Genomic DNA, 16851 nt, shown 5'->3' on the forward strand with positions numbered 1-16851 from the left:
CATGGAGAATATACTTCTTGTTGATGGTTACAACATTATTGGAGCATGGCCAGAGCTAAGAAGCTTACGAGACAAAGACTTAGAAAGTGCAAGAGATATTCTTATCGAGAAGCTAGCGGAGTATCGTGCATATACAGGGTACCAAGTTCTAGTTGTTTTTGATGCACATATGGTACCTGGATTGGAAAAAAAGCGACATACACATAAAGTGAAAGTGATTTTCACGAAAGAGAATGAGACAGCGGATGAATGTATTGAAAAGTTAGCAAGCGAACTTAACAATATCAAAACACAGATTCATGTTGCGACATCTGATTTTACGGAACAATGGGTGATATTTGGCCAAGGGGCTCTAAGAAAATCTGCTCGTGAACTTCGCAATGAAGTCATTGAAATTGAAGGGGAAATTAAAAAAAATGTCGATATTATTCGAGAAAAAAAACCAATAAGCCGGATTACCCTTTCAGATCAAGTATCCGAAGTGTTCGAAAAATGGCGAAGAGGGGAAAAGTAGTAAAAAAATTTAGAAAATATCTCTTTTTTCACACAATTCCGTTTGTCAAGTGAGAGTATCTACTGTATAATATTGCTATCTACTGCGCGTTCGGGGGGATCGATGTGGGCTTAAAACTTAGTTCAAAAGAAAGCGTTCAGTTACAACGTCAAGAAGATGAATTGGTTGTAGAGTTGGTTCACAGTGGTAATAGCGAAGCATTAGATTACTTGATTCACAAATACCGAAATTTTGTAAGAGCAAAAGCAAGATCGTATTTTTTAATAGGGGCAGACAGAGAAGATATTGTACAAGAAGGCATGATTGGACTTTACAAAGCCATCCGTGATTTTAGGGAAGATAAGCTATCATCTTTTAAAGCTTTTGCTGAGCTCTGTATTACAAGGCAGATCATTACGGCTATCAAAACAGCAACTCGACAAAAGCATATTCCGCTTAATTCTTATATATCATTGGACAAGCCTATTTATGACGAGGAATCAGACCGTACGCTTATGGATATTATTTCAGGAGCTAAGATTATGAATCCTGAAGAACTGATTATTAACCAAGAGAAGTTCGACGATATTGAACTTAAGATGGCTGAACTTCTAAGTGATTTGGAAAGAAAAGTACTTGTCCTTTATCTTGATGGACAATCTTATCAAGAAATTTCCGAAGAGCTAAATCGTCATGTAAAATCGATTGACAATGCCTTACAGCGCGTCAAACGTAAGTTAGAGAGATATTTAGAATTAAGAGAGATAACCTTATAAAAAAGTCGACATGGCATTCTTATAGAATGCCATGTTGACATTTATTGTGTAATTATGATACTTTTTTAAGGATATTATATGTTATACCCATGGGTATTATGATAACAGGTGATAAAGATGCGTAAAAAATCTGTTTTGGCTTGTTCTGCTTGTGGAAGTCGTAACTATTCTACAATGAAAAATAGCAGTGCGGCAGGGGACAGGCTTGAAATTAAGAAGTTTTGCAAAACGTGTAACAGCCATACGGCACATTTAGAAACAAAATAGATTGATTCTACCCCTTTTCAACTGGAGGTTTCGTTTTAATGAAACGAATTGGAAGCTTTTTTAAAGACGTAATACGCGAAATGAAAAAAGTCAGCTGGCCAACAAAAAAAGAATTAACTCGTTATACCATTACAGTTGTGACGACTGTAATTGTCATGACAGCGTTCTTTGCTGTAGTAGATCTAGGAATTTCTTCATTAATCCGATTGATTCCTTGAATAAGTAATGAATAAACATGGTATAATACAAAATAGATAAGCTATGTGAAAAGCCCGGAGACGGGTTTTTTAATTTGTCTTAAAATAGTTTCACTTCGAGTGAGTGGGAGGGAAAGGACGGAGGTCCTCAGCAATGGAGAAAAACTGGTACGTTGTTCATACCTATTCTGGTTATGAAAACAAAGTGAAAGCCAATTTAGAAAAGCGTGTCGAATCAATGGGCATGCAAGATAAAATCTTCCGTGTAATCGTACCGGAAGAAGAAGAAACAGAAACAAAGAACAACAAAACAAAAGTAACGAAGAAGAAAGTATTCCCAGGTTATGTGTTAGTAGAAATTGTCATGACAGATGATTCTTGGTACGTAGTACGAAATACACCTGGTGTTACGGGTTTCGTTGGGTCAACAGGTTCAGGATCAAAACCAACCCCATTATTACCGGAAGAATCAGAAGTAATTCTGAAAAGAATGGGTATGGAGCATGAGAAAGTAGATCTTGGTTTTGAACTTAAAGAGGTTGTTATGGTGAAAGAAGGACCATTTGCAAACTTTGAAGGAACAATTGAAGAAATTGACTTTGATAAAAAGAAAATTAAAGTACTTGTTAACATGTTTGGTCGTGAAACACCTGTCGAACTTGATTTCCACCAGATTGATAAGATTGAATAGAAAGAGATTTAATGTGCTCTGAGACGATGACCTAGAAATTTCCTCATAAAAAACTTGCATTTCTGTTGAAACAGTGGTAACATTTCATAAGTCAGTACGTCTCAATTTTTGAGACTATACATTAAATATTCTTTATATTTTTTAATACGAGATAAAGAAGAATGAGTGGGAGGGGCTAATCCCCTATTACCACATCACGGACTTAAGGAGGTGTGTCTCGTGGCTAAAAAAGTAGTGAAAGTTGTAAAACTACAAATTCCTGCGGGCAAAGCAAACCCAGCTCCACCAGTTGGTCCAGCATTGGGTCAAGCAGGTGTAAACATCATGGGATTCTGTAAGGAGTTTAACGCTCGTACAGCAGATCAAGCAGGATTGATCATTCCAGTTGAAATTTCGGTATTTGAGGACCGTTCATTTACATTCATTACGAAGACTCCTCCTGCTGCAGTATTACTTAAAAAAGCAGCTGGTATCGAGTCAGGTTCTGGTGAACCAAATCGTAACAAAGTAGCAACAGTGAAACGAGATAAAGTACGCGAGATTGCTGAAACGAAAATGCCAGACCTTAACGCAGCAGACGTAGAAGCGGCTATGCGTATGGTTGAAGGTACTGCTCGTAGCATGGGAATCGTTATCGAAGACTAATTCCTATGTAAAACGTATTGGTAGTTGACAAGGTTGCGGGTATGGTTTTGCCATTTCGCAACCTTTATTCGTGGGAGGTTATTCCGCTAAAACCACATAAGGAGGAAATTTAAAATGGCTAAAAAAGGTAAAAAGTACTTAGAAGCTTCTAAGTTAGTAGATCGTACAGTTGCTTATGATGTTAAAGAAGCAATTGAACTGATCAAAAAAACAAGCACAGTAAATTTCGACGCAACAGTTGAAACAGCATTTCGTTTAGGAGTAGATCCTAAGAAAGCTGATCAACAAATCCGTGGCGCTTTAGTTTTACCACATGGTACTGGTAAAACTCAACGTGTATTAGTATTCGCTAAAGGTGAGAAAGCAAAAGAAGCAGAAGCTGCTGGAGCTGACTTCGTTGGCGATTCTGATTACATCAACAAAATCCAACAAGGTTGGTTTGATTTTGACGTAGTTGTAGCTACTCCGGACATGATGGGTGAAGTTGGTAAACTTGGTCGCGTATTAGGACCAAAAGGTTTAATGCCAAACCCTAAAACTGGTACAGTAACATTCGACGTTGAAAAAGCAATCAACGAAATCAAAGCTGGTAAAGTTGAATACCGCGTTGATAAAGCTGGTAACATTCATGTACCAATTGGTAAAGTATCATTTGAAGATAACAAGCTTGTTGAAAACTTTACAGCACTTTATGAAACAATGCTTAAAGTTAAACCTGCTTCTTCAAAAGGAACTTACATCAAGAACCTAGCTGTAGCTTCTACAATGGGCCCTGGTGTAAAAGTTGATACGGCATCTTTTGGAATTAAATAATAAGGTATTGACTTTCTAACAGTCATTTAATATAATTTACCTTGTCTTAAAATTAAACATTATTGCCAAAGACAGTAGGTGCTTACTAAAGCTTAATTTCCTACCGAGGTGTATGATATAAAGCAGCGTTGCACGTCTGTACGCTCGTTTTAGAAAACCCTCTATGTCTTATTTATCACATAGAGGGTCTTCTTATGTTGCACCTTTTAAAAGGCATAAATGTGCATATCGAAATTTCCGGGAGGTGTAAAAATGAGCAGTGCTATCGAACAAAAGAAAGTGATCGTAGACGAAATTGCTGATAAGTTTAAAAATAGTAAATCAACAATCATTGTTGACTACCGTGGACTAAACGTATCTCAAGTAACAGAACTTCGTAAAAACCTACGTGATGCTGGCGTAGAATTCAAAGTATTCAAAAATACTTTAACTCGCCGTGCGGTAGAAAAAGCTGAGTTAACTGAGCTTAACGATGCATTAACTGGACCAAACGCAATTGCTTTCTCTAATGAGGATGTTATTGCACCAGCTAAAGTTTTACATGCATTCGCGAAAGAAAATGAAGCTCTTGAAATTAAAGCGGGCGTTCTTGAAGGGAACATTGCTTCAGTTGAAGAAATTAAAGCAATCGCAACTCTTCCATCTCGTGATGGCTTACTTTCTATGCTTCTTAGCGTACTTCAAGCTCCAGCTCGTAACTTCGCTCTTGCAACTAAAGCTGTTGCAGATCAAAAAGAAGAGCAAGGCGCTTAATTATAGCTAACGGTTTTAAAACTAAATTATAATCCAATGAGGAGGACTTTCAAATGTCTAAAGAACAAATTATCGATGCTATTAAAGAAATGACAGTTCTTGAACTTAACGACCTAGTAAAAGCAATTGAAGAAGAATTCGGTGTAACTGCTGCTGCTCCTGTAGCTGTAGCTGGTGGTGCTGGCGGAGACGCTGCTGCTGAGAAAACTGAATTTGACGTAGTACTTGCTGGTGCTGGCGGACAAAAAATCAAAGTTATCAAAGTAGTACGTGAAATCACTGGTCTTGGCTTAAAAGAAGCTAAAGAACTTGTTGACAACACTCCAAAAGCTCTTAAAGAAGGCGTTTCTCAAGAGGAAGCTGACGAGCTTAAAGCTAAACTTGAAGAAGTTGGCGCTTCTGTAGAAGTTAAATAATTTAAACATTACAGCATACGCTTAATGTTATAATAGAAGATAAGCGAGGTTTTCTTAGAAACCTCGCTTATCTTTATGTTTAAGGACAAAGGGGCTCGTCGTGAACGGCCTCTTTTGACTTTCTTAAAAAGCGAGCATTTCACATTAGGCTCATTCTTTTGTATAATGAAAAAAGTTACAGTATTATGGAAGTGAGGAGGAGCTACGTAAAATGACAGAGCACTATTTTTCATCAAACCCTTCTGCTCAAAGCGATCGACAAAATTTTTCTTTCACGCTTCGTAATCATCATTTTAAATTTACAACAGATCATGGTGTATTTTCGAAGAAGGAAGTCGATTTTGGTTCTCGCTTGCTTATTGAAACATTTGAAGAACCAGAAGTACAAGGGGATTTTCTTGATGTTGGATGTGGGTATGGCCCAATCGGATTATCTTTAGCTAAACAATGGCCCAATCGTAAAGTAGATATGGTTGATGTAAATGAGCGAGCATTGGAGCTTTCAAGTGAAAATGCAAAAAGCAACGATGTTGAGAATGTGAACATCTTCAAAAGTTCAGCATATGAAAATGTTTCATCAGATCAATATGCAGCTATTTTGACAAACCCGCCTATTCGAGCAGGGAAAAAGGTTGTTCATGAAATCCTTGAAGGGGCATCAACTCGATTAAAAGAAAATGGTGAGCTTTGGGTTGTTATTCAGAAAAAGCAAGGAGCTCCTTCTGCACTTGAAAAATTAGAAGAGTTATTTTCTGAAGTTTTGGTAGAAACAAAGAAAAAAGGTTATTATATTATTCGTGCAAAAAAATTTGACACTGATTTTTCGATGTGTTAACATTATAAAATGCCAATATGTAATTATTCCATCTTAATAAAAAAATTATACCTAAAAAGGTATAATTTTAGTTTGTATGGAAAAGCTAATAAAATCAATAGTACGTTTTAACGAAATTGTGGTTTTTTAATGAAGAAACCATTTTTTCTTTTGTTTAATGATAGGTATTGTTACCTTTTTATCATTAAAAGTTTCAATAATAACGCTTGATTTGAGGGGTGAATCAGTTGACAGGTCAACTAGTTCAGTATGGACGCCACCGCCAACGTAGAAGTTATGCTCGTATCAGTGAAGTTTTAGAATTACCAAACCTCATTGAAATTCAAACCTCTTCTTATCAATGGTTTCTTGATGAGGGTTTAAGAGAAATGTTCCAGGATATTTCTCCAATTGAGGACTTTACAGGTAGCCTATCTTTAGAGTTTATCGACTACAGCTTAGGTGAACCAAAGTATTCCGTAGAGGAAGCAAAAGAACGTGATGTAACGTATTCTGCACCTTTACGTGTAAAAGTACGTTTGATTCATAAAGAAACAGGAGAAGTAAAAGACCAAGAAGTGTTCATGGGAGATTTTCCTCTTATGACAGAAACAGGTACGTTTGTCATCAATGGTGCTGAACGTGTTATCGTTTCTCAGCTTGTTCGTTCTCCTAGCGTGTATTTCAGTGGAAAAGTAGACAAAAACGGTAAGAAAGGCTATACCGCTACTGTTATTCCAAACCGTGGAGCTTGGTTAGAGTACGAAACAGACGCAAAAGACGTTGTTTATGTACGTATCGACCGCACACGTAAACTGCCAGTTACTGTGCTTTTACGTGCGCTTGGATTTGGAACTGATCAAGAAATCATTGATTTACTCGGAGATAATGAATATCTACGAAACACGCTTGAAAAAGACAATACAGAAAACACAGAGAAAGCTCTATTAGAGATCTATGAGCGTCTACGTCCTGGAGAGCCTCCAACAGTAGAAAATGCTAAAACTCTATTAGTTTCTCGTTTCTTCGATCCAAAACGCTATGATTTAGCAAATGTTGGACGTTACAAGATTAATAAGAAGCTTCACATCAAGAATCGTTTGTTCAATCAACGTCTAGCAGAAACGCTTGTTGATCCTGAAACAGGTGAGATTCTTGTTGAAAAAGATACTATCATTGATCGTCGTACACTTGATCGCATTTTACCAATGCTAGAAGGCGGCGTAAACTTCCAGACTCATGAGCCAGTAGGCGGAGTTCTTGAAGAAGAAGTATCTCTTCAGTCTATCAAAATCTATGCACCAGGAGACGCAGAAGGTGAGAAAGTTATTAATGTTTTAGGTAATACTTTCATAGATGAGAGTGTTAAAAACATTACGCCTGCTGATATCTTGGCTTCTATAAGCTATTTCTTCAACCTTCTTCACCAAGTTGGAGGAACAGACGATATTGACCACTTAGGAAACCGTCGTCTACGTTCAGTTGGAGAATTGCTGCAAAACCAATTCCGCATTGGTCTTTCTCGTATGGAGCGCGTTGTGCGTGAGAGAATGTCAATTCAAGATACAAATGCAATTACGCCGCAACAATTAATTAACATTCGTCCGGTTATTGCATCAATTAAAGAGTTCTTTGGAAGCTCTCAGCTTTCACAGTTCATGGACCAAACAAACCCATTAGGTGAGTTAACTCACAAACGTCGTCTTTCTGCATTAGGACCTGGTGGTTTAACACGTGAGCGTGCTGGTTTCGAAGTGCGTGACGTTCACTACTCTCACTATGGTCGTATGTGTCCGATTGAGACGCCAGAGGGTCCAAACATCGGGCTTATCAACTCATTATCTTCTTATGCAAAAGTAAACAAATTCGGATTTATTGAAACTCCGTACCGTCGTGTTGATCCTGAAACAGGAAAAGTCACTGACAGAATTGATTACCTTACAGCAGACGAAGAAGATAACTATGTAGTTGCACAAGCAAATGCTCGTCTTGGTGACGAAGGTGAATTTTTAGATGAAGAAATCGTATCTCGTTTCCGCGGAGAAAACACCGTAATGAAACGTGATCGCATTGACTATATGGATGTATCACCTAAGCAAGTAGTATCTGCTGCAACAGCTTGTATCCCATTCTTAGAAAACGATGACTCTAACCGTGCTCTAATGGGAGCGAACATGCAACGTCAAGCAGTACCATTGCTTAAACCAGAAGCACCGATCGTTGGAACAGGTATGGAGTATGTATCTGGTAAAGACTCTGGTGCAGCTGTTATTTGTAAACACCCAGGTGTTGTAGAGCGCGTTGAAGCAAAACACGTTTGGGTACGTCGTTACGAAGAAGTAGACGGCCAAATGACAAAAGGTGACCTTGATAAATATAATATGCTGAAATTCATTCGTTCTAACCAAGGAACATGTTATAACCAACGCCCTATTGTTTCTGTTGGGGATGAAGTGAAAAAAGGTGAGATTCTTGCTGATGGTCCTTCAATGGACAAAGGTGAGCTTGCTCTTGGACGCAACGTTCTTGTTGGTTTCATGACATGGGATGGTTACAACTATGAGGATGCAATCATCATGAGCGAACGTCTTGTAAAAGATGATGTTTATACGTCTGTTCATATTGAAGAATATGAGTCAGAGTCTCGTGATACAAAGCTTGGACCTGAAGAAATTACACGTGACATTCCAAACGTTGGTGAAGATGCACTTCGTAATCTCGACGAGCGTGGAATCATTCGCGTTGGTGCTGAAGTAAAAGATGGAGATCTACTTGTTGGTAAAGTAACGCCAAAAGGTGTAACAGAATTAACAGCAGAAGAACGTCTATTACATGCAATCTTCGGTGAAAAAGCACGCGAAGTACGCGATACTTCACTTCGTGTTCCACATGGTGGAGGCGGAATTGTGTTAGACGTGAAAGTGTTTAACCGTGAAGATGGTGACGAACTTCCACCGGGAGTAAACCAACTTGTTCGCGCGTACATCGTTCAAAAACGTAAAATCTCTGAAGGGGATAAAATGGCGGGACGACATGGTAACAAAGGTGTTATCTCACGCATTCTACCTGAAGAGGATATGCCATATTTACCAGATGGAACACCAATTGATATCATGTTAAATCCATTAGGGGTACCATCTCGTATGAACATCGGTCAGGTATTAGAGCTTCATCTTGGTATGGCTGCTCGTCAACTTGGCATTCATGTTGCAACTCCTGTATTTGATGGAGCACGTGAGGAAGATGTTTGGGCAACAATTGAAGAAGCAGGTATGGCTCGTGATGCGAAGACAGTTCTTTATGACGGCCGTACAGGAGATCCGTTCGACAACCGCGTATCTGTTGGTGTCATGTATATGATCAAACTTGCGCACATGGTTGATGATAAACTTCATGCTCGTTCAACTGGACCATATTCACTTGTTACGCAACAGCCACTTGGAGGTAAAGCTCAGTTTGGTGGACAGCGTTTTGGTGAGATGGAAGTATGGGCACTTGAAGCATATGGTGCTGCTTATACACTTCAAGAAATCTTAACAGTTAAATCAGACGACGTTGTTGGTCGTGTTAAAACATATGAAGCCATCGTTAAAGGCGAAAACGTTCCAGAACCTGGCGTACCAGAATCATTTAAAGTATTAATTAAAGAGCTTCAAAGCTTAGGTATGGACGTTAAAATTCTATCTGGCGATGAAAAAGAGATTGATTTCATGGATTCAGAGGATGATCAAGATCAACCAAATGAAGCTATCATGAATGATGCTCAGCCAGAAGCACAGGCACAGCTGCAAAAAGACCCTGTCATAAAAGAGTAGAGGCAATAAGGGAAAACCTGTAGACTAAGAGGGAGGTAGGCCCCTTGTTAGATGTAAATAACTTTGAGTATATGAAAATTGGTCTTGCTTCACCTGATAAAATCCGTTCATGGTCTTACGGTGAGGTTAAAAAACCTGAAACAATTAACTATCGTACATTAAAACCTGAAAAAGATGGTCTCTTCTGCGAGCGCATTTTCGGTCCTCAAAAGGACTGGGAATGCCATTGCGGAAAATATAAACGCGTTCGTTATAAAGGCGTTGTATGTGACCGTTGTGGTGTAGAAGTAACTCGTGCTAAAGTTCGACGCGAGCGTATGGGACATATCGAGCTTGCAGCCCCAGTTTCACACATTTGGTATTTCAAAGGAATTCCAAGTCGTATGGGTCTTGTATTAGACATGTCTCCACGTGCCTTAGAAGAGATTATTTATTTCGCTTCTTACGTTGTAACAGATACAGGAGATACACCACTTGAAAAGAAACAGCTTCTTTCTGAGAAAGAATACCGTGCATATCGTGAGAAGTATGGTCAAACGTTCCAGGCTGCAATGGGTGCAGAAGCTGTTAAAAAAATTCTTCAAGACATTGACTTAAATAAAGAAGTTGAACTTCTTAAAGAAGAACTAAAAACTGCACAAGGTCAACGTCGCACTAGAGCAATCAAACGTCTAGAAGTATTGGAAGCATTCCGTAACTCTGGAAACCATACAGATTGGATGATCCTTGATGTCCTACCTGTTATTCCACCAGAATTACGTCCAATGGTTCAATTAGACGGTGGTCGTTTTGCGACATCTGACTTAAACGATTTATATCGTCGTGTAATTAACCGTAACAATCGCTTGAAGCGTCTTTTAGACCTTGGTGCTCCAAGCATCATCGTTCAAAACGAAAAGCGTATGTTACAAGAAGCTGTTGATGCGTTGATTGATAATGGTCGTCGTGGCCGTCCTGTTACAGGACCTGGTAACCGTCCTTTAAAATCACTTTCACATATGCTAAAAGGTAAACAAGGTCGTTTCCGTCAAAACTTACTTGGAAAACGTGTTGACTACTCTGGTCGTTCCGTTATCGTTGTAGGTCCTAACTTAAAAATGTACCAATGTGGTTTACCAAAAGAAATGGCTCTTGAGTTATTCAAGCCATTTGTAATGAAAGAGCTTGTTGCTCGTGGCTTAGCTCATAACATCAAGAGTGCAAAACGCAAAATTGAACGCGTTCAATCTGAAGTATGGGACGTTTTAGAATCGGTTATTAAAGAACATCCAGTTCTTCTAAACCGTGCACCTACACTTCATAGACTTGGTATTCAAGCATTTGAACCAACTCTAGTAGAAGGTAGAGCAATTCGTCTTCATCCATTAGTATGTACAGCTTATAATGCAGACTTTGACGGTGACCAAATGGCGGTCCACGTACCACTTTCTGCAGAAGCACAAGCTGAGGCACGCATTCTAATGCTGGCTGCCCAAAATATCTTAAACCCGAAAGACGGAAAACCAGTTGTTACGCCGTCTCAGGATATGGTATTAGGTAACTACTATCTAACAATGGAGCGTGTTGGCGCTGTTGGAGAAGGAATGACTTTCAAAGATTCAAATGAAGCCATTCTTGCGTACCAAAATGGTTATGTTCACCTTCATACACGTGTAGCTGTTCAAGCTAGTTCTTTAGACAACCAAACGTTCACTGAAGAACAAAGAAATCAGCTTCTTGTTACAACAGTAGGTAAGCTAGTATTCAACGAAATTTTGCCTGATTCGTTCCCTTACATCAACGAACCAACAAGATTCAATCTTGAAAACGAAACACCGAAGAGATATTTCGTTGATAAAGGTGCAAACGTACGTGAATATATTGAATCATTAGATGCTGTTGATCCGTTCAACAAGAAGATTCTTGGAAATATTATTGCTGAGATCTTTAAACGTTTCAAAATTACGGAAACGTCTCGTATGTTAGACCGTATGAAAGATCTAGGCTTTAAATATTCTACAAAAGCCGGTATTACAGTCGGTGTAGCTGACATCGTAGTATTAGGTGAAAAACAAGAGATTCTTGAAGAAGCTCAACATAAAGTAGATAAAGTTCTAAAACAGTTCAAACGCGGTCTTATTACAGAAGAAGAACGTTATGAACGCGTAATCTCTATTTGGAGTGAAGCGAAAGACGTAATCCAAGGAAAACTAATGGCAACTCTTGATCGAAGCAACTCAATCTTCATGATGAGTGACTCTGGAGCCCGTGGTAACGCATCTAACTTTACGCAGCTTGCAGGTATGCGTGGATTGATGGCCAACCCATCTGGACGTATCATTGAGTTACCAATCAAATCTAGTTTCCGTGAAGGATTAACGGTATTAGAATACTTTATCTCTACACACGGAGCTCGTAAAGGTCTTGCCGATACAGCTCTTAAAACAGCCGATTCAGGTTACCTTACTCGTCGTCTTGTTGACGTTGCTCAAGATGTTATCGTTCGTGATGACGACTGTGGCACAGATCGTGGACTTCTTATTCGTTCTATTAAGGAAGGAACAGAAGAAATCGAGAGCCTTGAAGAGCGCTTAATTGGTCGTTATTCTAGAAAAACAATTAAGCATCCTGAAACAGGCGAAGTAATGGCTCGCGAAAACGATCTAATTACAGAAGATATGTCTAAAGCAATTGTTGAAGCAGGTATCGAAGAGGTTTGGATCCGTTCTGCGTTCACTTGTAATACACGCCACGGCGTATGTAAAAAATGTTATGGTCGCAACTTAGCTACAGGTTCACAAGTTGAAGTTGGTGAAGCTGTTGGTATTATCGCTGCCCAGTCTATTGGGGAGCCTGGTACACAGTTAACAATGCGTACATTCCATACAGGTGGGGTTGCCGGAGACGATATCACTCAAGGTTTACCTCGTATCCAAGAGCTATTTGAAGCACGTAATCCTAAAGGTCAAGCGATGATTTCTGAAATTGACGGTACAGTAACAAACATCCGTGAAATCCGCGACCGCCAGCAGGAAATTACAATTCAAGGTAGCATTGAATCTAAAACATATACAGCACCATATAATGCTCGCTTAAAAGTAACTGACGGACAATATGTTCTTCAAGGTCAAGAACTAACAGAAGGTTCTGTAGACCCTAAAGAGTTACTAAAAGTGAAAGACCTTATGGCTGTTCAAGAATATCTATTAAAAGAAGTGCAAAAAGTATACCGTATGCAAGGGGTAGAAATTGGAGATAAGCACGTTGAAGTTATGGTTCGCCAAATGCTTCGTAAAGTGCGTGTAATGGATTCTGGAGATACAACTGTTCTTCCTGGGTCATTACTTGATATTCACCAATTTACAGATGCCAATGAAAAAGTATTGCTTGAAGGCAAACGCCCTGCAACAGGTCAACCTGTATTGCTTGGTATTACAAAAGCATCTCTTGAAACAGACTCGTTCCTTTCTGCTGCATCATTCCAAGAAACAACACGTGTTCTTACAGACGCAGCAATCAAAGGTAAGCGCGATGAGCTTCTTGGCTTGAAAGAAAATGTTATCATCGGTAAGCTTGTGCCAGCTGGTACAGGGATGACACGTTATCGTCAAACAACGCCAAAACCAGCTCAAGACGCTGAGTTTATTACTGTAGATTAATGTAATCATTTTTTCCCAAAGGGATGTCACAAAAAACTTACGAGATTTTGTTGACATCCCCCCGGGAGAATGATACTATACAAAAGGTGCTCCTATCAGTAACCTACTACTTTTATTTTATAGAAGTATGTTAGGCTCAGATATCATTGTAGGAACGAAGCAAACAGCTCTTGCTTTCCAAAGATGGTATAGTCAACGATATTGTAATCGCTACTTTAAAGATCTCTTTAAAGTTAGTAATTAGAAACAATGTCGCTCTTTTCTATGTTGACTCAGTGAAAAGTGAAAAAGACTTGTGGGCCCCATTGATGGAACAGCATCTGTTGCCATAATGTAGTGAAACGTTTTTGAAATGAAAATTTCAAGAACTTTGTTTTTACTTTTAAATGAACCACCTGGATGAGTGGGCTTGAAAAAAGATGAAAGGAGGAAAAACAATGCCTACAATTAACCAATTAGTACGTAAAGGTCGTACTAACAAAGTTCAAAAATCAGATTCTCCAGCATTAAACAAAGGTTACAACAGCTTCAAAAAAGCTCAAACTAACCTTTCTTCACCACAAAAACGTGGTGTTTGTACTCGTGTAGGTACAATGACACCGAAGAAACCGAACTCGGCTCTTCGTAAATATGCACGTGTTCGTTTAACAAACGGTATCGAGGTTACTGCTTACATTCCTGGTATCGGTCATAACTTACAAGAGCATAGCGTAGTGTTAATCCGTGGCGGTCGTGTAAAAGACTTACCAGGGGTACGTTACCACATCGTTCGTGGTGCGCTTGACACAGCTGGTGTTGATGGTCGTATGCAAGGCCGTTCTAAATACGGTACTAAACGTCCTAAAAAATAATTTAACTATAACTAAACCTCAGTGAAAGGAGGAACTATAATGCCTCGTAAAGGTCCTGTTGCAAAACGTGACGTATTACCAGATCCAATTTATAATTCTAAACTTGTAACTCGTTTAATCAATAAGGTTATGTTAGACGGTAAAAAAGGAAAAGCTGAAGCTATCCTTTATAACTCTTTCGACCTTATCAAAGAACGTTCAGGTAAAGATGCTATGGAAGTGTTCGATGAAGCACTTAAAAACATCATGCCTGTACTAGAAGTTAGAGCTCGTCGTGTAGGTGGTTCTAACTATCAAGTACCAGTTGAGGTTCGCCCAGAGCGTCGTACAACTTTAGGTCTTCGCTGGTTAGTGAACTACGCTCGTCTTCGTGGTGAAAAAACTATGGAAGAGCGTTTAGCTAACGAAATCTTAGATGCAGCTAACAACACTGGTGCTGCTGTTAAGAAGCGTGAAGATGTACACAAAATGGCAGAAGCTAACAAAGCATTTGCTCATTATCGTTGGTAAGATTTTTACTATTATAAAAACCATTCTTAAAAAAAGGAAGGAGAAGTACCAAGATGGCAAGAGAGTTCTCCTTAGAAAATACTCGTAATATTGGTATCATGGCACATATTGATGCCGGAAAAACAACAACTACCGAGCGTATCCTTTTTTACACTGGTCGTATCCACAAAATCGGTGAAACTCATGAAGGAGCTTCACAAATGGACTGGATGGAGCAGGAGCAAGAACGTGGTATCACGATCACTTCTGCTGCGACAACAGCTCAATGGAAAGGTAACCGTGTAAACATCATCGATACTCCAGGACACGTAGACTTCACTGTTGAAGTTGAACGTTCTCTTCGTGTACTTGATGGTGCGGTAGCTGTTCTTGACGCACAATCTGGAGTAGAGCCACAAACTGAAACAGTTTGGCGTCAGGCTACTACTTATGGAGTTCCACGTGTAGTATTCGTTAACAAAATGGATAAACTAGGCGCGGACTTCCTATATTCTGTAGGTACTTTGAAAGATCGTTTAGGTGCAAATGCGCATCCTATCCAACTTCCAATTGGTGCTGAAGATGCATTCGAAGGTATCATCGACTTAGTAGAAATGAAAGCTTATTTCTATGCAGATGACCTAGGTACTCGTACTGAAGACCGTGAGATCCCTGAAGAATACAAAGAGCAAGCTGATGAATATCGTGCTAGCCTTGTTGAAGCAGTTGCAGATCTTGACGAAGAGCTAATGATGAAGTATCTAGAAGGTGAAGAACTAACAACTGATGAATTAAAAGCTGCAATCCGTCAAGGAACTTGTGACGTTGAATTCTACCCAGTTATCTGTGGTTCTGCCTTCAAAAACAAAGGTGTTCAATTAATGCTTGATGCAGTAATCGACTACCTTCCAGCTCCAACTGATGTACCAGCGATCACAGGTACTGTACCTGGTACTGAGGAAGAAGTAACACGTGAATCTTCTGATGAGGCGCCATTCTCAGCGCTTGCGTTCAAAGTTATGACAGACCCTTACGTTGGAAAACTAACGTTCTTCCGCGTATACTCTGGAACATTGAACTCAGGTTCTTACGTTAAGAACTCAACAAAAGATAAGCGTGAGCGTGTAGGTCGTATCCTACAAATGCACGCAAACCACCGCGAAGAAATCTCAACAGTTTACGCTGGAGATATCGCTGGTGCAGTAGGTCTTAAAGATACGTCAACTGGTGATACTCTATGTGACGAAAAGAATCTTGTTATTCTTGAGTCTATGGAATTCCCAGAGCCAGTTATCCACGTAGCTATCGAGCCTAAATCAAAAGCTGACCAAGATAAAATGGGTACAGCTCTTGCTAAGCTTGCTGAGGAAGATCCAACATTCCGTACTCGTACTGATAATGAGACTGGTCAAACAATCATCTCTGGTATGGGTGAGCTTCACCTTGATATTCTTGTTGATCGTATGAAACGTGAATTCAAAGTAGAAGCTAACGTTGGTGCTCCACAAGTAGCTTATCGTGAAACTTTCCGCAGTTCTGCTCAAGTAGAAGGAAAATTCGTACGTCAGTCTGGTGGTCGTGGTCAATATGGTCACGTTTGGATCGAATTCTCACCAAACGAAGAAGGCGCTGGATTTGAATTTGAAAATGCAGTTGTCGGTGGGGTTGTACCTCGTGAGTACATTCCAGCAGTTCAAGCAGGTCTTGAAGATGCATTAGATAATGGTGTTGTTGCTGGATACCCTCTAATTGACATTAAGGCGAAGCTTTATGATGGTTCTTACCATGATGTGGATTCAAATGAAATGGCGTTCAAAATTGCCGCTTCAATGGCACTTAAAAACGCTGCTTCAAAATGTAGTCCAGTAATTCTTGAGCCTTTAATGAAAGTTGAAGTTGTTATCCCTGAAGAATATATGGGAGACATCATGGGTGATGTTACTTCTCGTCGTGGACGCGTTGAAGGTATGGAAGCTCGCGGACCAGCTCAAGTTGTACGTGCATTCGTACCTCTTGCTGAGATGTTTGGTTATGCAACTGCATTACGTTCAAACACTCAAGGTCGCGGAACTTACACAATGCACTTCGATCACTACGAAGAGATTCCAAAATCACTTGCTGAAGAAATCATCAAAAAAAATAAAGGTGAATAATTGATTTTCACGCTTTATTCAAGTATAACTACTTATGTAG

Annotated in this window: 15 protein-coding genes and 1 other annotated feature; all 15 genes read left to right on the forward strand. The window is 39.5% G+C overall.

The window, feature by feature from the left end; translation table 11 throughout:
• Position 1 precedes the first annotated feature (1 nt).
• The 15 genes from MOC86_RS10360 (at position 2) to fusA (ending at position 16811) form a co-directional block, all read left to right on the forward strand.
• The gene (locus MOC86_RS10360) at positions 2-514 is read left to right on the forward strand and encodes an NYN domain-containing protein (protein WP_268584116.1); all 513 of its coding nucleotides are present in this window, start codon (positions 2-4) and stop codon (positions 512-514) included.
• A gap of 104 nt (positions 515-618) precedes the next feature.
• Complete coding sequence (sigH, locus tag MOC86_RS10365; RefSeq protein ID WP_019394086.1) at positions 619-1269, forward strand: RNA polymerase sporulation sigma factor SigH; 651 nt, start codon at positions 619-621, stop codon at positions 1267-1269.
• Positions 1270-1386: 117 nt separating this feature from the next.
• Positions 1387-1536: a 50S ribosomal protein L33 gene (rpmG, locus tag MOC86_RS10370; RefSeq protein ID WP_019394085.1), complete on the forward strand. Its 150-nt coding sequence runs from the start codon at positions 1387-1389 to the stop codon at positions 1534-1536.
• A 38-nt stretch (positions 1537-1574) separates the two neighbouring features.
• Positions 1575-1754 (forward strand): preprotein translocase subunit SecE, encoded by a 180-nt coding sequence (gene secE / locus MOC86_RS10375; RefSeq protein WP_268584117.1) that lies wholly within the window; start codon positions 1575-1577, stop codon positions 1752-1754.
• A 133-nt stretch (positions 1755-1887) separates the two neighbouring features.
• Entirely contained in the window at positions 1888-2424 is a 537-nt protein-coding gene (gene nusG / locus MOC86_RS10380) for a transcription termination/antitermination protein NusG (protein WP_019394083.1), read from the forward strand.
• Between the two features lie 219 nt (positions 2425-2643).
• A complete protein-coding gene (gene rplK / locus MOC86_RS10385) occupies positions 2644-3069 on the forward strand; it encodes a 50S ribosomal protein L11 (protein ID WP_019394082.1) in 426 nt (141 codons plus the stop codon).
• A 114-nt stretch (positions 3070-3183) separates the two neighbouring features.
• Positions 3184-3882 (forward strand): 50S ribosomal protein L1, encoded by a 699-nt coding sequence (gene rplA, locus MOC86_RS10390; protein ID WP_040056359.1) that lies wholly within the window; start codon positions 3184-3186, stop codon positions 3880-3882.
• A gap of 47 nt (positions 3883-3929) precedes the next feature.
• Positions 3930-4084: a sequence feature (ribosomal protein L10 leader region), on the forward strand.
• A 50-nt stretch (positions 4085-4134) separates the two neighbouring features.
• Positions 4135-4635 carry a 50S ribosomal protein L10 gene (gene rplJ, locus MOC86_RS10395; RefSeq protein WP_268584118.1) on the forward strand — a complete coding sequence of 167 codons (501 nt, stop codon included), beginning with the start codon at positions 4135-4137 and terminating at the stop codon, positions 4633-4635.
• Between the two features lie 53 nt (positions 4636-4688).
• Positions 4689-5051 carry a 50S ribosomal protein L7/L12 gene (gene rplL / locus MOC86_RS10400; protein ID WP_243515932.1) on the forward strand — a complete coding sequence of 121 codons (363 nt, stop codon included), beginning with the start codon at positions 4689-4691 and terminating at the stop codon, positions 5049-5051.
• Positions 5052-5262: 211 nt separating this feature from the next.
• Positions 5263-5886: a class I SAM-dependent methyltransferase gene (locus MOC86_RS10405; protein ID WP_268584119.1), complete on the forward strand. Its 624-nt coding sequence runs from the start codon at positions 5263-5265 to the stop codon at positions 5884-5886.
• A gap of 227 nt (positions 5887-6113) precedes the next feature.
• The gene (rpoB, locus tag MOC86_RS10410) at positions 6114-9680 is read left to right on the forward strand and encodes a DNA-directed RNA polymerase subunit beta (protein ID WP_268584120.1); all 3567 of its coding nucleotides are present in this window, start codon (positions 6114-6116) and stop codon (positions 9678-9680) included.
• A gap of 44 nt (positions 9681-9724) precedes the next feature.
• Complete coding sequence (gene rpoC / locus MOC86_RS10415) at positions 9725-13318, forward strand: DNA-directed RNA polymerase subunit beta' (protein WP_243515926.1); 3594 nt, start codon at positions 9725-9727, stop codon at positions 13316-13318.
• A gap of 437 nt (positions 13319-13755) precedes the next feature.
• Positions 13756-14169, forward strand: a complete 414-nt coding sequence (rpsL, locus tag MOC86_RS10420; RefSeq protein WP_019394075.1) for a 30S ribosomal protein S12 — start codon at positions 13756-13758, stop codon at positions 14167-14169.
• 39 nt (positions 14170-14208) lie between these two features.
• On the forward strand, positions 14209-14679 hold the full coding sequence (rpsG, locus tag MOC86_RS10425) for a 30S ribosomal protein S7 (RefSeq protein ID WP_019394074.1): 471 nt from the start codon (positions 14209-14211) through the stop codon (positions 14677-14679).
• 53 nt (positions 14680-14732) lie between these two features.
• Positions 14733-16811: an elongation factor G gene (fusA, locus tag MOC86_RS10430; RefSeq protein WP_268584122.1), complete on the forward strand. Its 2079-nt coding sequence runs from the start codon at positions 14733-14735 to the stop codon at positions 16809-16811.
• The last annotated feature ends 40 nt before the right edge of the window (positions 16812-16851 follow it).

It is taken from the genome of Priestia endophytica, assembly GCF_026790145.1.
GTDB lineage: Bacteria > Bacillota > Bacilli > Bacillales > Bacillaceae_H > Bacillus_I > Bacillus_I endophytica_A.